The sequence below is a fragment of the Kribbella monticola genome (assembly GCF_003261635.1).
Taxonomy (GTDB): domain Bacteria; phylum Actinomycetota; class Actinomycetes; order Propionibacteriales; family Kribbellaceae; genus Kribbella; species Kribbella monticola.
On record NZ_QFXK01000001.1, the window covers coordinates 63,485 to 85,223 of the forward strand.

Sequence of the window (21,739 nt, forward strand, 5' to 3'; positions counted from 1 at the left end):
GTTGTAATGGACTCGACCTTTCTCCGCCCACGAAAGGGACGCACAGATGAGCCGATCGACCTCGATGCGACGAGTGGCCGCGGTCGCGGTGGCAGGTCTCCTCGCCGCCACCGCACTCGCGGCCGGCAGTTCCACCGCGGCGCCGCCACCGGACGCCGCAGTACCGGTAGGTGGCTGGCACGCCGGGACGCCGCCACTGAGTACGCCGTGGACGGCTGAGGTGTCGCCGAGCAATGCGTTGCCGGAGTACCCACGTCCGCAGCTCACCCGGCCGCAATGGCAGAACCTCAACGGATTGTGGGAGTTCGCGGCCGCCGCGACCGGAGAAGCGCCGCCGATCGGGAAGACACTGGCCGAAAAGGTGCTGGTGCCGTACCCGATCGAGTCGGCGCTGTCCGGTGTGCAGCGGCACGAGGACCGAATGTGGTACCGGCGGACCTTCACCGTGCCGGACAACTGGAAGAACAAGCGGCTGCTGTTGCACTTCGGCGCGGTCGACTACGACGCGAAGGTCTGGGTGAACGGCCGCCAGGTCGCCACCCATCGAGGCGGCTACGACGGCTTCGACGTGGACGTGACGAGTGTGCTGCACAGGTCCGGCCCGCAGGAGTTGATCGTCTGGGCCGAGGATCTCACCGACGAGACGTTCCAGCCGATCGGCAAGCAGCGTGAGGTGTCCGACCACGGCATCTTCTACCAGGGCAGTTCCGGCATCTGGCGAACCGTCTGGATGGAACCCGTCGCCACCTCCTCGATCGACCGCCTCCAAATCACCCCCGACCTGCCGGCCAGCAGTCTGCGGCTCACTGCGGACACCAGCGGCCCGGCCGGCCTGACCGTCGAGGCCACGGCGTACGACGGTCAGCGCGTCGTCGGGACCGTTCGTGGCAAGGCGGACACCGAGCTCAGGCTGCCGATCAGGAATCCGAAGTTGTGGTCGCCCGACAGCCCGTTTCTCTATGACCTGAAGGTGAAACTGATCGACGGCGCCAAGACCGTCGACCAGGTCGGTTCGTACGCCGGGATGCGGTCGGTCGGCAAGGTGAAAGGGGCCGACGGCAAGCTTCGGATGGCGCTGAACGGCAAGATCCTGTTCAACCTGGCCACCTTGGACCAGGGCTTCTGGCCGGACGGGCTGAACACCGCGCCCACCGACGCGGCGCTGAAGTTCGATCTGGAGCAGGACAAGGCGCTCGGCTTCAACACGGTCCGCAAGCACATCAAGGTCGAACCCGATCGCTGGTACTACCACGCGGACAAGCTCGGCCTGATGGTCTGGCAGGACATGCCGGCCACGAAGCCGGACCCGATCCCGCCGGCCTGGCAGGCCCAGTTCAAGTCCGAGCTGCATGAGCTGGTCGACGAGCACAAGAGCTTCACGTCGATCACCACGTGGGTGCCGTTCAACGAGGGCTGGGGCGAGTGGGATCTCGCCGAGACCGGCCGGATCGCCGACAGCGTGAAGCAGCAGGACCCTTCGCGACTCGTCAACGCCCACAGCGGGATGAACTGCTGCGACTCGCTGGGCGACTCCGGGCGCGGCGACATCATCGACCACCACGCGTACCTCGGCCCGGCGACACCGAGTCCGGCCGGCGATCGGGTCTCGGTGGACGGCGAGCACGGCGGGTTCGGACTGAAGGTGCCCGGCCACATGTGGTTCGGCGACGGCTTCGCGTACGAGATGACGCCGGACAGCGCGACCCTCACCCGCCGGTACGTCGAGAACCAGCGCGACGTACTGCGGTCTGCCAACTCCTGTGGGATCAGCGGTTCCGTCTACACCCAGATCACCGATGTCGAGGGTGAGCTGAACGGCTTCTACACCTACGACCGGCAGGTCCCGAAGATGGACTTCGCCCAGGTCCGCGCGGTGAACGAGTCGATCATCCGCGGCGCGGGCGGCACCGGCACCTCCGGCCCGACCCCACCACCCGGTACGCCGGGGATCGACGGCATCCACTTCTACCCGCTCGACGGGACGACAGAAGATGCCGTCGGCAACAATGACGGTACGCTCGTCGGCGGCGCGACCTTCGGACCTGGGAAGAACGGACAAGCCCTTGTCCTGAACGGATCCGGGCAGTTCGTCGACACCGGTGCGCAACTTCTCGATACGGCCGGCAGCTACAGCGCGTCGGCGTGGGTGAAGCTGAACAAGGCCGACGGCTCCTTCCAGACCGTGGTCAGCCAGGACGGCGATCGCGACAGCGCGTTCTTCCTGCAGTACTCCGGTGCCGACCAGCGGTTCGCGATGAGCTTCACCGGCTTGCGGGCGTTGTCGCCGACCAAGCCGAATCCTGGCCAGTGGTATCACCTCACCGGCGTACGGGATGCCGCCAAGGGGGAGCTGAAGCTGTACGTCGACGGTGAACTCGTGGCGACGAAGGCCGCCTGCAGCCTGGACTCGACGTCGACCGGGCACACCGTGATCGGCCGGGCCAAGTTCGGTGGCAACTCCGTCGACTACCTGGACGGGAGCGCCGACCAGGTCCACCTGTTCGACCGTGCGCTCACCGACACGGAGGTGAAGGACCTCTACACCTCGGGTCGCTGACGTAGTACCAGGGGCCGGGCCGGTTGCAGCTTGTTGCAGCCGGCCCGGACTTGCAGTTGTCGGTTCTGCTCCGTAGCGTGCGCGGGAAGGCGTGGGGGGACCACGCGGTCGGGCGTTCCGTGGGGGAGCAGATGAGACTCAGATCGATGGTGGCTGCGCTGTGCGTGATCGGGCTGGCAGCAACCACCGCAGTACCGGCCGACGCGGCCACGCCGGCGAACGGCAATCTGGTGTTCGTGCAGTTCGGGGGGCTGGTTGTCGTGCCGGGCGGGACGCCGGCGCCGTACAGCTCCGAGATAGCGGGCGACCGGCCCAAGTTCTCGCCGAACGGGCGGCAGGTCGCCTTCGTCCGGGACTACTCGGTCTGGACGCGCACGTTGAGCAGCGGCAGCGAGCGGCTGCTCTACACCTACCCGGCTGACGGGGAGCACTACGCGATCGGATTGGCCTGGTCGCCGGACGGTCACTCGATCGTCACCGCCTATGGTTCGCAGCTGGATCGGATCGCCGTCGGAACCGGCGCGCGCTCGCCGATCTGGACGGCACCGGCCGGAACGGGCCGGCTCACCTCGCCGGCGTGGTCACCGGACGGAAGCCGGATCGCCTTCAGTACCGGCAACACGATCAAACTCGTCCATCCGGACGGCACGAATCCGCGCACGCTGACGTCCAGCCCGGTCGGAGTCATCAACAACTACCCGGACTGGTCGCCGGACTCGCAGAAGATCGCCTTCATCACCAACCGGTACCGCGGGGCCGAGCACACCGAGCTCGTCTCGCTGCCGCGAAGTGGCGCCGGTGAACCGTTCCGGATCAGCTACCAGGCTTATCCGCAAGGGATCTTCTACATCGGGGTCGCCTGGTCGCCGGATGGGAAGAAGATCGCGGCGCTGCAGTTCAACCGGAACGCGTTGCCGGATCCGGAGGACACCGACGAGCGGTTCAAGGTCCGTGGTTACCTGCCGGACGGCAGCCACAGCTACTCCTTGACCGGTCCGATCGCCGGCGACGACGGGCCCGAGGGACTCGACTGGGCGCCGAAGGTTTCCTGACCGCGGCAGGCCGATGAGCTGATGCAGGGGTGGAGCCGGGGCGGGTTCCACCTCTGCATCTTGAATCCGGACAGTGGTGCATTGCTGGGCAGTGGTGCTGCGCCGGTCGAGATGCAGTGCGTCGGTCGAGATGCGAAGTCGTCGCAGAGCCCTGATCCTGGTAGTTACACCGGCCAGGGATGGGAGGAGCCCGATGACCGCTCCCAGTCATGTCCTCCTCAGCCGCTCGACGCACCGGTTCCGGCCGCCGCGGTTCGGCCTCGGTGGATCGCCGATCGGCAATCTGCCCGCGCCGGACGGGGATGCCCGGGCGGCCAGCACGATCGATGCGGCGTACGGCGCCGGCATCCGGTTCTTCGACACCTCCCCGGCGTACGGGCTGGGCGTTTCCGAACAACGCTTCGGTACGGCGCTAGCCCGGCACCCGCGCGGCGAGTACCTCGTATCCACCAAGGTCGGTGGCATCGTGACGCCTCGCGGGCTGCGGGCCGACTTCTCCGCCGCGGGGATCAAACGCTCGCTCGCCGAAAGCCTCGAGCGGCTGCGGCTCGAATCGCTCGATCTCGTGTTCATCCAGGATCCGGGCGAGCACTGGCAGCAGGCGATCGACGAGGCGTACCCGGTACTGCACGAGCTCCGCGGGCAAGGCGTTCTGCATGCGATCGGCGCGGCCATGGACGACTGGCGGCAGCTGGATCGCTTCGTTCGCGACACCGATGTCGACACCGTCCTGCTGGCCGGCCAGTACTCGTTGCTCGACCAATCCGCCCGGCCGCTGCTCGATCGTTGCCAGGCGCGCGAGGTGGCGGCGATCGTCTCCGGGGTACTGACCCCGGAGGTGCTGCAGATCGACCGGTCCAAGAAGGCGAACGTCGACGTCACGAACGTCCGCGCCCGCCGGATCGCGGCAGTGTGCGAGGCGTACGGCGTATCGCTGCCGCAGGCCGCGCTCGCCTATCCGAGTCGGCACCCGGCCGTCACGTCGGTCCTGATCGGCGCGGCCAGCCCGGCCGAGATCCGCGCCGACGCGGCCCTGGTCCGCCAGCCCGTACCGGCGTCGCTGTGGACCGACCACGAACTGAGAAAGCTACTGACCGGCTGAATCCTTGCCGCCGGTGCAGACCGAAAGCTGGAGCACCTTGGCGTTGGCCGAGGCTGATCGATCGGCCGTGGCTTGCCGGTCGGTCAGAAGCGGTCGCCCGGGTCGTCGCCGGGGCTGCCGGTGCCGCTCGGGATGTCGGTGGGGATCGGGCCGGTTGGGGAGACCGTCGGGCTGCCCGGGGTCTGCGAGGGGCCCGGGCTGTTGGGCGATTCGGTAGCCGGGGGCGGCGTGGTCGGCGTGACTGTGACCGTGGTCGTCCCGTTCGAGTTCGTCGGGATCACCGGGCCCGGGTCGACCTCGGGCGCGTTCCTGAACAGCAACCAGGCGATGAACATCGCGACGGCCATGATGATCGCCATCGTCAGGAGGGCCAGCGCGAGGGCGAGGCGGGAGGCGGGCCGTAGTACGGCGGGCCAGGGGAGCGGCCAGATCCGGAACAGGCCGGGGCGGCGACGGTTCTCCCAGTGGTGCCGGAAGTCGGGGCCGCGGAAGCGGCCGAGCTGCGGGATGCGGTCCATCAGGACGGCGGACAGCACTTCCTCGCCGCGGCGCTCGGCGATCAGGCGCTCGTCGGCCGCCGAGCTGGACCCGTCGTCCTCGCGGATCGGGCCGAGCGCGACCCAGAGCGCAAGGTCGTCGTCGTCGGTGTCGTTGTGCGCGAGGACCGCCTCGTCGGGAAGGTTGTCGACGGCTGTCACGAACCGGTCCCGCGCGGCGGCGTCGTCGGCGGAACCCTCGGTCATCATCGCGACCACGGCGGATCGGCCGGTCTCGTCGCTCGCCGCGTACAGATAGCCGGCCGCGTTCGCGCCGAGCCTGCTCCGGAGCCAGAAGTCCCCGACCCGCGGTGGGTCCTCCGGCAGCAGCGGAAGACCCTCCGGGATCACCCGGGCGGGTGAGCCGGACGGCGGCCCGGCCGGGGGACCTGCTGGAGGTCCTGCCGGCGGCGCGTCGGGTCGGGAGTCGGTCGCGGTCATCGCCACCAATCCTTCCAGACACCCGGTAGCACTGTCGCCCAGCCCGCGGCGGACGGCGTACTGGGTTGTGGATTTGGGTGGGTGGGGAGGATGGGGAGAGGAACGGGCGGGGCGCGGTCGTGGCCGGACCCGGGGATCTGATGGAATGGCGGCAGTTCGCGAGCAGCTACGGTCCGAAGTGGACCCCGGAAGGACAGGCATGACCGAAACCACTGTGCCCGCTGGGTCAGTCGCCCAGCAGTCCCACTTGGTGAGCGAGGCCATCAACGAGGTCAAACGCGTCATCGTGGGGCAGGAGCACATGGTCGAGACCCTGATGGTGTCCCTGCTGGCCAAGGGACACTGCCTGCTCGAAGGTGTCCCCGGTGTCGCCAAGACGCTTGCCGTGCGGACCTTCGCCTCGGTGGTCGGCGGTTCGTTCGCGCGGATCCAGTTCACCCCCGACCTGGTGCCGTCCGACATCGTCGGTACCCGGATCTACCGGCAGACCAGGGAAGCCTTCGACATCGAGCTCGGCCCGACCTTCGTGAACTTCGTCCTCGCCGACGAGGTGAACCGGGCGCCGGCCAAGGTGCAGTCGGCGATGCTGGAACTGATGGCCGAGCGGCAGGTGTCGATCGGCGGCCAGACCTTCCCGATGCCGAAGCCGTTCATCGTGATCGCGACCCAGAACCCGATCGAGTCCGAGGGCGTCTACCCGCTGCCCGAGGCGCAACGGGACCGGTTCCTGGTCAAGATCGACGTGCCGCACCCGCGCGGGCACGAGGAGTTCGAGATCCTCCGCCGGATGAGTGTCGACCCGCCGCAGGCGCGCCAGATGCTCAAGCCCGAGACGATCATGGAGTTGCAGCGCTCGGCCGAGCAGGTCTTCGTGCACAACCTGGTCGCGGAGTACGCCGTACGCCTGGTGATGGCGACCCGCACGCCGTCGGACTTCCACCTGCCGGATCTGGAGCCGATCATCGAGCTCGGCGTCAGCCCGCGGGCCACCCTCGGCCTGGTCTCGGCCGGCCGGGCGCTCGCGCTGATCCACGGGCGTGACTACCTGCTGCCCAGTGACGTCCAGACCGTCGCGCTCGACGTGATGGGTCATCGGCTCGGACTGACCTTCGACGCCGTCGCCGACAACATCGACCCGCGCGCGGTGGTCGAACGCATCCTCGCCACCGTGCCCCCGCCGCAGCCGGTCTGGCGCGACGGCAACGACGGCAGCGGCCGCCCCGAGTTCGTTTAACCGCATGGCCAACCGACCAGACCCGCGGGCTGCGATGACGATCTCGCAGCTCGCTCCCGAGCGTGCGCTGCGGCGGCTCGAGCTCACGGTCGTCCGGCGGCTCGAAGGCTACCTGCACGGCGAACACCTGGGCCTGCTGCCCGGCCCCGGTACCGAGCTGGCCGAGGCCCGCGAGTACCAGGTCGGCGACGACGTCCGCCGGATGGACTGGGCCGTCACTGCCCGTACTACGGTTCCGCACGTCCGCGATCTCATCGCCGACCGCGAGCTGGAGACGTGGGCGATGGTCGACCTGTCCGCCTCGATGGACTTCGGCACCTCGCAGCTGGAGAAGCGGGAGCTCGCCGTCGCCGCCGTCGCGACCGTCGGGTTCCTCACCCACCGGCTCGGTGACCGGTTCGGCGGGCTGATGCTTCGCGACTCGTCGCTGCGACGCTGGCCGGCCAGGTCCGGCCGACTGGCACTCTACGGTCTGCTCCGCGCTTTGCTGGCCGAGCAGGACAACGGTGAACTCCAGGCCCGCAGCGATCTGGCCGGCGCGCTGGACTCGATGGCCCGGACGCAACGCAAACGCGGTCTGCGCGTGATCGTGTCGGACTTCCTCACCCCCGAGGACGGCGAGGTCGACAGCCGGCTGGAGCCGTCGTGGGAGCGCGCGATGCGGAAGCTCACCGCGCAGCACCAGGTGCTCGCGGTGGAGATCATCGACCCACGCGAGCTGGAACTGCCCAATATCGGCGTCGTGATGATCGGCGACCCCGAGACCGGCGCGATCCGTGAGATCGACACCCGCAAGCGCCGGGTCCGCGACGAGTACGCCGCGGCCGCGCTCGCGCAGCGGGAACGGACCCGGATCGCACTGCGTAGGGTAGGAGCTGGACACCTCGTCCTGCGGACCGATCGCGACTGGGTGGCCGACACCGTGCGGTTCGTGCTCGCCTACCGCCGGATGGCACCGCGCTTGCATCAACCGCCGAAGGGAGTGGCTCGCTGATGGAGTTCCTGTCTCCGGCCAGACTGTGGTTCCTGTTGTTCATCCCGCTCGTCGTCGCGGGGTACATCTTCCTGCAGCACCGGCGAGCGCAGTACGCGCTGCGGTTCACCAACATCGCGCTGCTGGACCGGGTCGCACCGCGCCGGCCGCAGTGGCGCCGGCATGTGGCCGTGGTGCTCGCGTTGCTGGCGACCGCGTCCTGCATCCTTGCTTTCGCCCAGCCGAAGGCCGAGGTGAAGGTGCCGCGCGAGCGGGCGACCATCGTGGTCGCGATCGACGTCTCGCTGTCGATGATGGCGACCGACGTCGACCCGAACCGGCTCGAGGCGGCCAAGAAGTCGGCGAAGAACTTCGTCAACGCGCTGCCCGCCAAGTTCAACGTGGCGCTGGTGAACTTCGCCGGTACGGCGTCCATCATCGTCCCGCCGACCACCGACCGGGCCACCGTCGTACGGTCGATCGACGGGCTCGAGCTGGCCGAATCGACTGCCACCGGTGAGGGCATCTTCACGTCCTTGCAGGCGCTGACCCAGGTGCCCCCGGACCCGGAGCACCCGAACGACCCGGCGCCCGCGCGCATCGTGATGCTGTCGGACGGCAAGCGCACGGTGGGGCGGACGGCGCAGGAAGGCGCGCAGGCGGCGAAGGCGAAGAACACGCCGGTCTACACGATCACCTTCGGCACCGACTCGGGCTTCATCGAGATGGACGGCATCCGCCAGCGGGTCCCACCGGACCGCGCCGAGCTCCGCAGCGTCGCCGAGATCAGCGGCGGCGAGGCGTACACGGCCGAGTCCGCGGGCGAGCTCGAAGACGTCTACAAGGACATCGGCTCGTCGGTCGGCTACGACAAGGTCGACAAGGAGATCACGTCGAGATTCGCCGGGATCGCCATGCTCTTCACCCTCGCGGCCGCCGGCGCCTGCGTCGCCCTGGCCTCCCGCTTCCCGTAACGAGAGCGGCCCGCCGCCTCGGCGAACCGAGGGCCCGCCGAACCGAGGGGCCCGGCGCACCGAGCGGCCCGCCGTACGGCGTACCGAGCGGCCCGCCGCACTGGCGTACGGCGGGCCCTTGGTTTCAGCTATGGCGTCCGGTGCTGTCGGCGAAGGCGGTCATCCAGGCGAGTGCCGAGTTCCAGTTCACCGCGACCTCGTTGGTGGAGTACGACCCGATGTCGTCGAGGTAGCAGGTCGCCGGGGCGCAGCCCTGAAGGTTGCGCTCGGCAACGGGATCCTGCAGGCCGGAATTCGGTCCACCCGCAAGGGATCCGGGCGCCGGCGACGGCAGCGACGGATCGAGCGAGTGCGCCCAGAACCGGTGGTGCTGGTTGTGGCTGGCCCGTTCGCCGTACCCGGTCACATACGACTGATTGATCGCGTTCCGCCCGAGCAGATAGTCCATCGCCTCCAGCGCCGCAGCACGGTACTTGCTCCGATGCGTCAGGTCGTAAGCCGTTGCCATGATCATCGAGTTGTTCGCGACCGCGCTGTTCGATCCCCAGACATACTTCCCGTCCGCAGGCAGGAACGGATTCGCAAAGCCCTGCGCGCGCAGATCGGCGACGTACTTGTCGGCCACCTTGCTGATCCGTACGACGAGCTTCGCCAACTCCGGCCGTGACAAGCGCCATGGCATCCGCGCCAGGGCAAGATCCGCAAGCCCGCCCGTCTCCTGCCACGAGAAGCCGTCCGCGGCCGACAGTGTCGTGGTGGTGAACTTTTTGTACGACGAATCGCCAGTCGTCGCGAACAACTCAGCAGCCGCCCACGAGAACTCGTCCGTCACCTTCGTGTCGTCGTACGCCCCGCCGCCTTCGCCCCCAGCGGGCGCGTAGATCGCCGGATGGGCCAACGCGGCCTTCCATGCCGTCCGGGCAGCCACCAGGCACCGGCCGGCGAGCTTCCTGTCCCAGTGCGCGTAAACCCGCGCACACCGCGCGCCGACCGCCGCGAGGTTCAGCGTGGCCGCCGTCGACGGGGGATAGAGGTACCGCTGCTGCGGATCCGCAGCCGGCGCCAACGGCAGCCCGGTCCACTTCTCGTCGTGAATCTTGTGGTGCACCATCCCGGCGAGCGGCTGCCCGGCCGGAACCTGCATCCGGAGCAGGAAGTCGAGCTCCCACTTCGCCTCGTCCAGTACGTCGGGATCGCCGTTACCCGCTTCGGGAATCCGCAACGTCCGATCGGCGACACCACGATCCCGATGCGTCGCGGACCGCTCGTACAGGTCCAGCAGCTGCCAGGCCGCGAGCGCGCCGTTCACGACGTACTTGCCGTGATCGCCCGCGTCGTACCAACCACCCCGTACGTCGAGGCTGTAGTCGCACGTCCCCGGGAAGCACGGCACAGACGTGTCGCCCTTGTTCGGCGCGATCCCGAGATGCCCGGCTGCCCGCGCGTACGCGTCCCCGACGTACTGGGCCTCGATCGGAATGCCGCTGCGGTTGTTGTAGAAGTACGCGAGCGCATCGCCGCGCAGCGACTTGTAGATGTCGTCGCCGAGGTCGAACGGCTCGCTGACGTCGTCACCGACGGCCAGCCGATAGCCCTTCCCCTTCGAGCGAACTGCTCCGAAGTCGATCAGCTGAACGTTCTCGCCCGACATCGCGTCCGCGCCGTACGGGGTGGTGGTTCCGGTCGCGACGGTGGCGCTTGTCGAGTCGAGCAGCCGCCAGCCGAGTGGGCCGGTCGCATCCGTCACGTACGTGGCCCGCTTGGGACCGGTGGTGAGATAGCCGACCTGGTTCACCCGCACCGGCGAGCCGAAGTCCCGTACCCCACCAGGTGGCACGACTCCGCCGACGAAGCTGATGTTGTCCAGGCACAACGTGTACGCCGTGGTGGCGCCGCCGACCTGGAAGCTGACCTGGCCGTGTGCGCTGTCGACGCTCGAGGTCGCGGTGAAGGTGAAGGTCTGCGGCGTCGTGGTGACGCTGGCGGTCTCGTTCAGCACCGACGTGTACGGCGTGGCGCCCAACTGCGCCACGGACCGGATGTCCACCGGGCGAGAGGCAGACGCGTCGAACCGCAGCGTGTACGGCTGACCGCTCTCGAACGGTACGTCGTCCTGCCCGATCAGCGCGTCCCACGGATTGACTGTGCCCGCTGGGATGTCGGCGCACAGCCGGCCGTCGACGACGCTCGCCGGCGTGTTCCCGCTGGTCCACCACGGGCTCTCGCTACCCGAGTCGAATGTCCCGTTCAGCACCCGCTCGTACTGCGTGTCCGCGGCGAGCGCGACGCTGTCCGTGGCGACGGCAGCCAGCGGAACGGTGAGGACCAGAGCGGTCAGGGCGGTACCTGCTCGCCTTCGGAAAGGAAACATAGGGGCTGCCTCCGGGAGTGGGGAAATGGGCTGGGAGCGCTTTCAGTTTCGGTGATTGAAGCAGCGGCGCCTCTGAGCATGGTTCCGAGGGCACTCCGGCGTGTCAAGAGCGAGATCCGCTCTGAAACCGAGCACTTCTCAGGTCCCCGGCTTTGCTCTATGGTCGACTGGAAGCGCTCCCGGTATCCGGCCCCGAGTGACCTGCTCGGGGTCGACTGGGGCGCCTGCTCACCGGACGCACGAAGGTCGGTGCTCCTCGGCCGAGTTGGGACGACTACCTTGGACCAGGTGACGACCGATACCCCCAGGCGGCAGCCGACCCTTGACGAGGTCGCCGAGCGGGCCGGGGTGTCGCGGTCCGCCGCGTCCCGGGTGATCAACAACGCGCCGCACGTCAGCCGCGCCAAACGAGAAGCCGTACGCCGGGCGGTCGACGACCTCGGTTACGTGCCCAATGCAACGGCTCGCGCGCTGGCCACGAAGCAGGCCGGATCGGTCGTGCTGGCGATCTCGGGCGACGACCCGGCGATGTTCGCCGACCCGTTCTTCGCCGAGGTGGTGGTCGGCGTCAACGCTGTACTGGAGGAGACCGACCTCGAGTTGATGTTGTCCCTGGCGACCTCCACCCGCGGCCAGGCCCGGCTCGAACAGTTGCTGCGAACCCACCAGGCCGGCGGGGTGATGCTGATGTCGCTGCACGGCGACGACCCGCTCGCGGCGCTTGCCCAGCAGGCGTCGGTGCCGGTCGTCTTCGGCGGCCGGCCGCTCAACATCGAGGCGCGGTACTACGTCGACGCCGACAACCGTGGGGGAGCGAGGCTCGCCACCGAACACCTGATCGCGTCGGGCCGGCGCAAGATCGCGACCATCACCGGCCGCATCGACGAGGGGGCCGGAATCGCCCGTCTGCAAGGGTTTCAGGACGCCCTCGCCGTCGCCGGCCTGGACAACTCGCTGGTGGAGCCGGGGGATTTCAGCGAGGACGGCGGCGGTACGGCGATGGGCCGGCTGCTCGACCGGGCCCCTGACCTCGAGGCGGTCTTCATCGCCTCCGACCAGATGGCCATCGGCGCGCTCCGGACGCTCGCTCGCGCCGGCCGCACGGTTCCCGGCGATGTCGCGATCATCGGCTTCAATGACATCCCGGCCGCTCGCCACACGACGCCGCCGCTCACCACCGTCAACCAGCCGATCGAGGCCCTCGGCCGGGAGATGGCCCGCATGCTGCTCTCGCTGATGTCAGGCAAAGAGCCGAGCCCCCTCATCCTCCCCACCCGCCTGATCCACCGCGACTCGGCCTGATTGTCGGCGCTTGCGGATAGGTTCCTTGCGACAGCGGCAGAAGGGGTGCGTGGGGTGGCGACAGAGGTAGCAAGCTTCGAGCAGCTGATCGAACCGTTCCGGTCGGAGTTGCTGGCCTATTGCTACCGCATGCTCGGCTCTGCTCACGACGCCGAGGACCTTGTCCAGGACACCTACCTTCGAGCGTGGCGGGCCCGCGACCAGTACGACGAGTCCCGCAGCTCACGGCGCACGTGGCTCTACCGGATCGCCACCAACGCGTGCCTGACCGCCTTGGAGGTCCGAGGCCGCCGTCCGCTGCCGTCAGGCCTGGTGCCCCCGTCGGATCCTCGCGGACCACTCGTCCACGGCGAAACTCCCTGGCTCCAGCCGCTGCCGGACTCGTTGCTTGGGTCAGGTGATCCAGCGCGCGCGGCGATCGACCGCAGCAGCCTTCGACTCGCGTTGGCTGCCGCACTGCAGCACCTGTCGGCTCGTCAGCGTGGCGCGCTGATTCTGCGCGACCTGCTCAGCTTCTCTGCGGCAGAGGCCGCCGAGGTGCTCGACACTACCGTTGCCTCAGTCAACAGTTCCTTGCAGCGGGCGCGGGCCCGGGTGAAGGACGCCGGGGTTGTGCAGGATCAGTCCAGTGAGCCGTCCGCGGCTGAGCAGCGCGCCTGGGTCGATCGCTACATGCGGGCGTTCGAGCGAGCCGACGTCGAGGGGCTCAAGCGGCTGCTCACCGAGGACGTGCTGATGGAGATGCCGCCGATGGTGAACTGGTTCGTCGGCACCGCCAACTACGGCGTGTTCATGGAATGGGTCTTCGACAAGGCCGGCACGGACTGGCGACTGGAGCCGATCGCGGCCAACGGGCAACCCGGGTTCGCTGCGTACCGGCGTACGGGCGACGGGTACGAGTTGCACACGGTGCAGATCTTCACCGTCACCGCCGAGGGCATCAGTCGGAACTCGGTGTTCCAGGAGGCCGAGATCTTCGCCTCCTTCGGTCTGGCCGGTCGGCTCGACGACTGACGACGCTTCCTGTCGCAAAGGTTTCTTCTGCGTTTGCGATGAGTTCCGGCCGGGCCGCCGGTATGTATTCGCGAGTTGACCGGATCGGCCGGTCGAAACGCTCGCAGAGGAGATCTCGATGTCAGACAGTCGTGCGCAGGACGAGGCCGCGATCCAGGCCGTGCTGGTGAAGTCCTACCAGGCTTGGGAGGACGGCGACGCCGCCGGGATGGTTGCCGACTACACCGAGGACGCCACCGCGATCATGCCCGGCTCACTCCGTGGCAGCCGCGACGTGATTGGCGAGAGCATGGCGCAGGCGTTCGCGGGACCGCTCAAGGGTAGTTCGACGGAGAACAAGCAGCTCAGCCTGCGCTTCCTCGGCGACGACGCCGCGATCGTCGTCAGCGAATCCGGCATCCTGTTCGCCGGTCAGACCGAGTTGCCGGACAGCGCGAAGGTGAACGCGACGTGGGTCTTCACGAAGCGCGACGGCGAATGGAAGATCGCGGCGTACCACAACAGCCCTGCGCAGTGAGCCGTTGTTGGTGACCGAGCGGCCGCAGGACCGTTGACGGTCGGTCCCGCCGCGTGAAGTCCCTCGCCGAAGTGGGTAGCAGGTGCGGGGGACTTCGCGCGGTTTGCGGGACCGCGACACGACGGTGATGTAGTTGACACGGCGAGGTTGCTGGTGTTGGAGGGGTCGGTGGTGCAAGATGTACCTGCTGTCGCCGGGCTTTCCGGTCCAGGTTCGAGAACGCTGGGGAAGGCGCCCCTCGAACACAGGAGGTCCCGGTGGCGACAACTCGTGGCGTGCTTTACGTCCACACGGTGCCGTCGGCGTTGTGTCCACATGTCGAGTGGGCGGCGGGCGGCATACTCGGCGTGCCCGTGAAACTCGACTGGACGCCGCAGCCCGCAGCTCAAGGGAGCTACCGGGCCGAGCTGTCGTGGCAGGCCGAGGCCGGTACGGCGGCCAAACTGGCGTCGGCTCTGCGCGGTTGGCAGAAGCTCCGGTTCGAGGTGACCGAGGAACCGAGCAACGGCGTCGAGGGCGAGCGGTACTCGTTCACTCCCTCGCTCGGCGTCTTCCACGCGACCACCGGTGTGCACGGCGACATCATGGTGCCGGAGGAGCGGCTGAAAGCAGCGATGCTGAAGGCCGCGAGCGGTGAGGCCGATCTGACCGAGGAGGTCGAGCGTTTGCTCGGCCGCCCGTGGGACGACGAGCTCGAACCGTTCCGGTACGCCGGCGACGGCGCACCCGTTCGCTGGCTGCACCAGGTCGTCTAGGAGTTTCCTGAGAAGTTGAGAAGAAAGCCGCCGAAGGGAAGATTTCTTCCAAGTTTTCGACCATGCTGTTGGACAGACGTTGAGGCCAAGGGCAGGGAAACAAAGCCGTGGCCGCTGTGGCCACCGGGTGTCGGGACACCCCCGGTTGTCGTACAACAGCGGCCGCACCACGTAGAAAGGCGCGGACCATACGGTCCGCGCCTTTCTCTTTGTCTGGTTGGGGTTTCTACAGCGGGATGTTGCCGTGCTGCCCGCGGACCCGGCCGCCGGACTCGGCGGTAGCGATGGCGGCGGCGAGGGCAGAGCGGGTCGCGCTCGGCTCGACGACCTCGTCGACGACACCGATCTGACGGGCGCGCTCGATGCCGCCGGCGATCTTCTCGTGCTCGGCGGCGAGCTCGGCCTCGACCTGCGGACGCAGCTCGATCGGTACGTCGGCCAGCTTGCGCCGGTGCAGGATCCGGATCGCGGCGATCGCACCCATCACCGCCACCTCCGCCCGCGGCCACGCGAACACCCGAGTCGCCCCGAGCGACCGCGCGTTCATCGCGATGTAGGCGCCGCCGTACGTCTTCCGGGTCACCAGCGTGACCCGCGGCACCACCGACTCCGCGAACGCGTGGAGCAGCTTGGCGCCACGCCGTACGACGCCGTCCCACTCCTGACCGACACCCGGCAGATAGCCCGGTACGTCGACCAGCACGACCATCGGTACGCCGAAGGCATCGCACATCCGCACGAAGCGGGACGCCTTCTCGGCCGACAGCGCGTCCAGGCAGCCGCCGAGGCGGAGCGGGTTGTTCGCGATCACGCCGACGGTCCGGCCACCGAGCCGGCCGAGCGTCGTGACGATGTTCGGCGCCCACCGCTGGTGCAGCTCGACGCCGGACTCCTCGTCGAGCACCCCGCCGACCAGCGGATGGACGTCGTACGCGCGTTTCGCCGACTCCGGCAGCAACCCGGACAGGTTGGTGTCCGGTACGTCGGCGGACACGTCGCCCTGGTTCGCGAACAGGTCGGCCAACCGGCGAGCCTTCTCGATCGCGGCAGCCTCGGAGTCGGTCGTGATGTGGACGACGCCTGATCGCCGGCCGTGCGGCTCAGGACCGCCGAGGCGCAGCATGTCGACGTCCTCACCGGTCACCGAGCGGACCACGTCCGGACCGGTCACGAAGATCCGGCCCTCCGGCCCGAGAATGACGACGTCGGTCAGCGCCGGACCGTACGCCGCTCCGCCGGCCGCCGGGCCGAGCACGACCGAGATCTGCGGGATCTTGCCCGAGGCCTGGGTCATCTCGAAGAAGATCTTGCCGACCGCGTGCAGCGACAGCACACCCTCGGCGAGCCGGGCACCACCGGAGTGCCACAGCCCGATGATCGGCAACTCCTCCTGACGGGCCACCTGGTACGCCTTCACCACGACCTCGCAGCCCTCGTCGCCCATCGCCCCGCCCATCACGGTGGCGTCGGAACAGAAGGCGATCACCGGCGCACCGCTGATCGTGCCCCGGACGGCGAGCATGCCGGACAGGTCGTCCGGCGTGATCAGCTCGAGCGTGCCGGGGTCGAGCAGGGCGGTGAGCCTGGTGACCGGATTGCGCGGGTCCTGCTCGCGCGGCAACTTCGCCGGCTTCACGGGTGCAGTGGTCATCAGGCTCTCCAGGTCGGGCGGACAGGGGCTACATCAGACGGAGCTACACAGATTTGAAGGCGAGCGCGACGTTGTGGCCGCCGAAGCCGAACGAGTTGTTCAGCGCGGCGATGTCGCCGTCGCCGAGCTTGCGCGGCTCGGTGGCGATGTCGAGCTGTACGCCGTCGTCGAGCTTGTCCAGGTTGATCGTCGGCGGCACCACCCGGTGGTGCAACGCGAGCACGGTGGCGATCGACTCGACCGCGCCGGCGGCGCCGAGCAGGTGGCCGATCATCGACTTCGGCGCGGTTGCGACCGCGTGGTCGGCGGCGCTGCCGAGTGCCTTCCGGATCGCCACCGCCTCGGCGACGTCACCGGCCGGTGTGGAAGTGGCGTGCGCGTTGATGTGCACGATGTCGCCGGTGGCCAGGTCGCCTTCGCGCAGCGCGAGGTTCATCGCGCGCTCGGCGCCGGAGCCGGTCGGGTCGGGCTGGACGATGTCGTGGCCATCGGCGGTGATGCCGGAGCCGGCGAACTCGGCGTAGATCTTCGCCCCGCGGGCGACCGCGTGGTCGTAGCTCTCCAGGATCAGGACGCCGGCGCCCTCACCGAGCAGGAAGCCGTCGCGGTCGACGTCCCACGGACGCGAGGCGCGCTCCGGGTCGTCGTTGCGCTTGCTGAGCGCCATCATCTGACCGAACGCGGCCAGCGGCAGTGCGGTGATCGACCCCTCGGCGCCACCGGCGACGACGATGTCGGCGCGGCCCAGCCGGATCTGGTCGGCGGCCAGCGAGATGGCCTCGTTGCTGGAGGCGCAGGCGGAGACCGGGGTCTGCACGCCGGCGAGCGCGCCGAGCTCCAGGCCGACGTTGGCGGCGGCCGAGTTCGGCATCAGCATCGGGATCGCCAGCGGCGAGACGCGGCGCGGGCCCTTCTGCAGCAGGTCGTAGTTCGTCAGCGTCGTGAGCAGGCCGCCGATACCGGTGGCGATGGCGACACCGAGCCGGGTCTTGTCGAGCTCCACATCGGCCAGGCCCGAGTCGGCCCAGGCCTCGCGGGCGGCGACCACGGCGAACTGCGCGTTGCGGTCCAGCCGACGCGCCTTGACCCGCTCGATCACCTCGGTCGGCTCGACGGCGGCGGGCGCGGCGATCTTCACCGGAAGCTCCTCGACCCAGTCCGCGGTCAGCAACTTGGCGCCGGACTTGCCGGCCAGCAGTGCGTCCCAGGTGCTGGCGACGTCGCCCCCGACCGGGGTGGACGCTCCGAGCCCGGTGACGACGACTCGGGTCTTCGACATGGTTACCTCATCCTTCGGCGTGAGAGCTGTGGGTCGAGTTGGCGTGGAACTGCAGCAGCCGCGGGTACGGCGTACGCCGTACCGGCCGGTGGTGGTTGCCGGAAGCGGCGGCCCACCGGATCACGAAGACCCGGTGAGCCGACACGGCTGCCAGCACAGATCGAGTGGTCTCGATCAGCCGTTCTGGGCGCGCTCGATGAACGAGACGGCGTCACCGACGGTCTTCAGGTTCTTGACCTCGTCGTCGGGGATCTTCACGCTGAACTTCTCCTCGGCGGCCACGACGACCTCGACCATGGAGAGCGAGTCGACGTCGAGGTCGTCGGTGAACGACTTCTCCAGCTGGACGTCCTCGACCGGGATGCCCGCGATCTCGTTGACGATCTCGGCGAGGTTGGAACGGATCTCTTCGGTGCTGGCCATCTTTGTGGTTTCCCTTTCGGAATTTGCTGTGACAATCGCCGGGCCGGCCACCTGAGCCGTCCCGGACATCTTTTAGGGGAGCCGGACCACCTGGGCGGCGTACACCAGGCCGGCGCCGAAGCCGATGATCAGGGCGAGGTCGCCGGACTTGGCTTCACCCTCCTCGCGCATCGTGGCGATCGCGAGCGGGATGGATGCGGCCGATGTGTTGCCTTGCCGCTGGATGTCGCGGGCGACCTTGACGGTCTCCGGCAGCTTCAGGGTCCGGCGCATCGCGTCGGTGATCCGCTCGTTCGCCTGGTGCGGGATGAACAGGTCGAGGTCCTCGGCCTTCACCCCGGCCACGTCGAGCGCCTGCTGAGCGGCCTTGGCCATCTCGAACGAGGCCCACCGGAACACCGGGTTGCCGTCCATCGTCAGGTGCGGCCACTGGTAACTGCCGGCCGCCTCCTGCCAGGACTCCTTCTGGCTGATCACCTGGTGCTGCGTGCCGTCCGAACCCCACACGACCGGGCCGATACCCGGCTCGTCGGAGGGTCCGACGATGGCCGCCCCGGCGCCGTCGGCGAAGATGAACGCCGTACCGCGGTCGGTCCGGTCGGTGATGTCGCTGAGCCGCTCGACCCCGATCACCAGCACGTACTTCGCGCTGCCGCCGCGGACGAGGTCGCTCGCCATCGCGATGCCGTAGCAGAACCCCGCGCAGGCAGCCGAGATGTCGAAGGCCGCGGCCGTCGGTGCGCCGACCGCGACGGCGAGCTGGGTCGCGATGGCCGGGGTCTGGTAGAGGTGCGTGACCGTGGCGACGACGACGCAGCCGATCTGGGCCGGGTCGATACCGGAGTCGGCCAGCGCTTCCTTGGCCGCGTTGGTCGACATCATCAGGATCGTCTCGTCCGGATCGGCCCAGCGGCGCTCCTTGATCCCGGACCGGGTCTGGATCCACTCGTCGCTGGAGTCGATCTGCTCGAGAATCTCGGCATTCGGCACGACGCGGCGGGGCCGGTACGAGCCGAGGCCCAGTACTGCGGCGTGCTCGGCGCCGATGGACTGGTTGATCTGGCCGCCCATGTCAGTTCCCCGCGCTCGGGTGGAGCCGGACCAGCGGCTGACCGGGGGAGACCGGGTCGCCCTCTTCCACCAGCCACTCGACCACGATGCCGCCGTGCGGGGCGCTGACCTCCAGCTCGTCACGCAGGCTCTTCACCTTCGCCACCACCTCTCCGGCCGCGACGGCGTCGCCGGGCTCGCGTTGCGTCTGACCCTCGCGGGTGAACGTGCCCTTCATCGGAGCCACCAGCAGCCGCCAGGTCGGCGACGCGTCGATCTCGGAAGGGCTGCCGTGCTTCTCGACGAACGCGCGGGCGTCGTCCAGTTGGTCCGGGGTCTTCAGGGCGAACGTCTCGACGCCCTTCAGGGCGCGCTTGGCGATGCCGGTCAGGGTGCCGGCCGGCGGCATCTCCAGGATGCCGGTGACCTGCAGGTCGGCCATCGTCTGCATGCACAGGTCCCAGCGGACCGGCGCGTTGACCTGCTGCACGAGCCGGCGCAGGACGTCCTGGCCGTCGTGCACGATCTGGCCGTCGCGGTTCGAGATCAGCCGCGATCGGGGGTCGTGGGTGGTGATCGACCGGGCATAGCCGGCCAGCGTTTCGACCGCCGGGGCCATGTGCTTGGTGTGGAACGCACCGGCCACCGACAAGGGGACGAGCCGGCTCTTGGCGGGCGGATCGGCCTGGAAGGCGGCCAGCTCCTCGACGGTGCCGGCGGCAACGATTTGGCCGGGACCGTTGTCGTTCGCCGCGGTCAGGCCGTGCTCGGCGATCTTCGCCAGCACCTCGTCACGGTCACCGCCCAGGACAGCGGTCATCGAGGTGGCGGTCTGCGCGGCGGCAGCGGCCATCGCCTTGCCGCGCTCGCGGACCAGCACCATCGCCTGCTCGGCGCTGATCACGCCGGCGCCGACCGCAGCGGCGATCTCACCGACGCTGTGCCCGGAGACCGCGCCCATCTGGGCGAACGCGTCGGACGGGTGCGGGAAGACCGCGAGGGCCGCCAGCATGCTGGACGCGACCAGCAGCGGCTGGGCGATCGCCGTGTCGCGGATCGTGTCCGCGTCGGCCTTGGTGCCGTAGTGGGCCAGGTCGAGACCGGCGACCGCGGACAGCCAGTGCAGCCGGTTCTCGAAGGCGGGGTCCTCGAGCCAGGGCTCGAGGAAACCTGGGGTCTGGGCGCCCTGTCCGGGCGCGACGATGACGAGCACGTGACAACTCTCCCTGAGCCGAGCGGTTTCCGGGCCACAATGTGGCACGAATTCTACTGGGCCGACTTTGTAGGAATCCTATAAAACGGAGGCGCCCGGCTCCGGGTTGAGCAGGCGGCCGAGGCTCAGTGCGACACGCAGTGTGAAACTGTCGCGCGGATTGCCGGGCGAGTACCCCGTGATCTCGCCCACACGTTTCAGCCTGTACCGGACGGTATTGGGATGGATGAACATCGCCCGGGCGGTCGCCTCGATCGAACCGCCCGAATCGAGGTACGTCGAAACGGTGTCCAGCAGCACCCCGTCGCCCATCGTGAGCGGGCCGTAGACGTCGGTGGCCAGCTGACGCCGGGCATGACCGTCGCCGGACAGGGACCGCTCGGGCAGGAGTTCGTCGGCATGGACGGGTCGCGGCGCACCCGGCCACGCGGGTGCCGCGCGGAGTCCGGCCACGGCCGCGCGGGCGGAGGTGACGGCCGACATCAGGTCCGGGACCAGCGGTCCGACGACGATCGGGCCGGGTCCGAAGAACTCGGCGAGCGTTTGTACGATCTCGACAGGTTTACTCGTACCACCGAGTACTATCACCAGCCGGTCGCCCTGCATCGCACACAGAGCATCGGCCCCGGCTTCCCGAGCGGCATGCCGTACGGCGTCGGCCACATTGGTGCTGCCCGGCTCGCTCGACGGCGCCCGGCCGACGACGACGGCCACTTCAGCGGAGCCCGCAGTACCGGCGCCCGCAGTACCGGAGCTGGTCCAGCCGAGGGCGGAGGCGCGGGAGCGGACCGACTCGTCGGCCTCGCCGCGGATCACCGAGTCGACCACGAGCGCTTCGAGTCGTGCGTCCCAGGCGCCGCGCATCTCGGCGGCCTGCGCGTAGACCGTCGCGGCTGCGAAGGCGACCTCGCGGGCGTACCGGTTCATCGCCTCGTGGACGAACGGGATGTCCTCGCTGGGCAGCAGTTCGCCGATCGTGTTCTCGATCATCTCGATCGTGGTCCGGACCAGGTCGACCGTCTGGTGCAGCGAGATCACCCGGGTGAACTCGCGTGGCGCGGAGCCGAACATCCGGGTCGGCATCGACGAATGCGCGTCCGGGTCGCGGAACCAGTCGACGAACGCGGTGATCCCGGACTGCGCGACCAGCCCGATCCAGGACCGGTCCTGCGCCGACAGCTTCCCGAACCACGGCAGCTTCTCGTCCATCGCCGCCATCGCAGCCGTCGCCAGCGCCCCGGTCGCGTTCTGCAACCGCTCCGCCCGCGCCTTGTGCCCTTTGGCTGCCATCCTCC

Annotated in this window: 19 protein-coding genes; 10 read left to right on the forward strand and 9 right to left on the reverse strand. The window is 68.9% G+C overall.

All coding sequences use genetic code 11. The annotated features are described in order from the left end of the window. Positions 1-46 precede the first annotated feature (46 nt). The 3 genes from DIZ26_RS00275 to DIZ26_RS00285 all read left to right on the forward strand — a co-directional run bounded on the left by DIZ26_RS00275 (position 47) and on the right by DIZ26_RS00285 (position 4,711). Positions 47-2,557 carry a LamG-like jellyroll fold domain-containing protein gene (locus tag DIZ26_RS00275; protein ID WP_198675808.1) on the forward strand — a complete coding sequence of 837 codons (2,511 nt, stop codon included), beginning with the start codon at positions 47-49 and terminating at the stop codon, positions 2,555-2,557. Positions 2,558-2,688: 131 nt separating this feature from the next. Beyond that, positions 2,689-3,609: a PD40 domain-containing protein gene (locus DIZ26_RS00280; RefSeq protein WP_112236536.1), complete on the forward strand. Its 921-nt coding sequence runs from the start codon at positions 2,689-2,691 to the stop codon at positions 3,607-3,609. 193 nt (positions 3,610-3,802) lie between these two features. Then, positions 3,803-4,711: an aldo/keto reductase gene (locus DIZ26_RS00285; protein WP_112236537.1), complete on the forward strand. Its 909-nt coding sequence runs from the start codon at positions 3,803-3,805 to the stop codon at positions 4,709-4,711. A gap of 83 nt (positions 4,712-4,794) precedes the next feature. On the opposite strand, the gene DIZ26_RS00290 is transcribed toward DIZ26_RS00285, so the two are convergent. Beyond that, positions 4,795-5,688 carry a hypothetical protein gene (locus DIZ26_RS00290; RefSeq protein ID WP_112236538.1) on the reverse strand — a complete coding sequence of 298 codons (894 nt, stop codon included), beginning with the start codon at positions 5,686-5,688 and terminating at the stop codon, positions 4,795-4,797. A 199-nt stretch (positions 5,689-5,887) separates the two neighbouring features. Here DIZ26_RS00290 and DIZ26_RS00295 point away from each other — a divergent pair, with 199 nt between their 5' ends. The 3 genes from DIZ26_RS00295 to DIZ26_RS00305 are packed head-to-tail and all read left to right on the forward strand — an operon-like array spanning position 5,888 to position 8,869. Continuing rightward, positions 5,888-6,922 (forward strand): AAA family ATPase, encoded by a 1,035-nt coding sequence (locus DIZ26_RS00295; RefSeq protein ID WP_112236539.1) that lies wholly within the window; start codon positions 5,888-5,890, stop codon positions 6,920-6,922. 4 nt (positions 6,923-6,926) lie between these two features. Continuing rightward, positions 6,927-7,916 (forward strand): DUF58 domain-containing protein, encoded by a 990-nt coding sequence (locus DIZ26_RS00300; RefSeq protein ID WP_232828054.1) that lies wholly within the window; start codon positions 6,927-6,929, stop codon positions 7,914-7,916. Further along, positions 7,916-8,869, forward strand: a complete 954-nt coding sequence (locus DIZ26_RS00305) for a VWA domain-containing protein (RefSeq protein WP_112236540.1) — start codon at positions 7,916-7,918, stop codon at positions 8,867-8,869. Before DIZ26_RS00300 ends, DIZ26_RS00305 begins: the two co-directional genes overlap by 1 nt. Before the next feature lie 124 nt (positions 8,870-8,993). Here the strand turns inward: DIZ26_RS00305 and DIZ26_RS00310 are convergent, their stop codons facing one another. After that, positions 8,994-11,240, reverse strand: coding sequence for a glycoside hydrolase family 9 protein (locus DIZ26_RS00310; protein ID WP_112236541.1), 2,247 nt, complete (start codon positions 11,238-11,240; stop codon positions 8,994-8,996). Between the two features lie 288 nt (positions 11,241-11,528). On the opposite strand from DIZ26_RS00310, the gene DIZ26_RS00315 reads away from it, so the two are divergent. The 4 genes from DIZ26_RS00315 (at position 11,529) to DIZ26_RS00330 (ending at position 14,828) form a co-directional block, all read left to right on the forward strand. Further along, a complete protein-coding gene (locus DIZ26_RS00315) occupies positions 11,529-12,542 on the forward strand; it encodes a LacI family DNA-binding transcriptional regulator (protein ID WP_198675809.1) in 1,014 nt (337 codons plus the stop codon). 54 nt (positions 12,543-12,596) lie between these two features. After that, positions 12,597-13,556, forward strand: coding sequence for an RNA polymerase subunit sigma-70 (locus DIZ26_RS00320; protein ID WP_112236543.1), 960 nt, complete (start codon positions 12,597-12,599; stop codon positions 13,554-13,556). 118 nt (positions 13,557-13,674) lie between these two features. Then, positions 13,675-14,073, forward strand: a complete 399-nt coding sequence (locus tag DIZ26_RS00325; protein WP_112236544.1) for an SgcJ/EcaC family oxidoreductase — start codon at positions 13,675-13,677, stop codon at positions 14,071-14,073. A gap of 257 nt (positions 14,074-14,330) precedes the next feature. Beyond that, positions 14,331-14,828 (forward strand): DUF3145 domain-containing protein, encoded by a 498-nt coding sequence (locus DIZ26_RS00330; RefSeq protein WP_112236545.1) that lies wholly within the window; start codon positions 14,331-14,333, stop codon positions 14,826-14,828. 226 nt (positions 14,829-15,054) lie between these two features. Here the strand turns inward: DIZ26_RS00330 and DIZ26_RS00335 are convergent, their stop codons facing one another. The 7 genes from DIZ26_RS00335 to DIZ26_RS00360 all read right to left on the reverse strand — a co-directional run bounded on the left by DIZ26_RS00335 (position 15,055) and on the right by DIZ26_RS00360 (position 21,734). Further along, positions 15,055-16,479, reverse strand: a complete 1,425-nt coding sequence (locus DIZ26_RS00335) for an acyl-CoA carboxylase subunit beta (protein WP_112236546.1) — start codon at positions 16,477-16,479, stop codon at positions 15,055-15,057. Positions 16,480-16,522: 43 nt separating this feature from the next. Then, positions 16,523-17,758 (reverse strand): beta-ketoacyl-[acyl-carrier-protein] synthase family protein, encoded by a 1,236-nt coding sequence (locus DIZ26_RS00340; protein WP_112236547.1) that lies wholly within the window; start codon positions 17,756-17,758, stop codon positions 16,523-16,525. A gap of 7 nt (positions 17,759-17,765) precedes the next feature. Beyond that, positions 17,766-17,903 carry a hypothetical protein gene (locus DIZ26_RS37230; protein ID WP_157979514.1) on the reverse strand — a complete coding sequence of 46 codons (138 nt, stop codon included), beginning with the start codon at positions 17,901-17,903 and terminating at the stop codon, positions 17,766-17,768. 29 nt (positions 17,904-17,932) lie between these two features. Continuing rightward, the gene (locus DIZ26_RS00345) at positions 17,933-18,181 is read right to left on the reverse strand and encodes an acyl carrier protein (RefSeq protein WP_112236548.1); all 249 of its coding nucleotides are present in this window, start codon (positions 18,179-18,181) and stop codon (positions 17,933-17,935) included. A gap of 72 nt (positions 18,182-18,253) precedes the next feature. Continuing rightward, positions 18,254-19,252, reverse strand: coding sequence for a beta-ketoacyl-ACP synthase III (locus DIZ26_RS00350; protein ID WP_112236549.1), 999 nt, complete (start codon positions 19,250-19,252; stop codon positions 18,254-18,256). Between the two features lies 1 nt (position 19,253). Further along, a complete protein-coding gene (locus tag DIZ26_RS00355) occupies positions 19,254-20,444 on the reverse strand; it encodes an acyltransferase domain-containing protein (RefSeq protein ID WP_112236550.1) in 1,191 nt (396 codons plus the stop codon). Between the two features lie 78 nt (positions 20,445-20,522). Then, positions 20,523-21,734, reverse strand: a complete 1,212-nt coding sequence (locus tag DIZ26_RS00360; protein ID WP_112236551.1) for a PucR family transcriptional regulator — start codon at positions 21,732-21,734, stop codon at positions 20,523-20,525. Between the last annotated feature and the right edge of the window lie 5 nt (positions 21,735-21,739).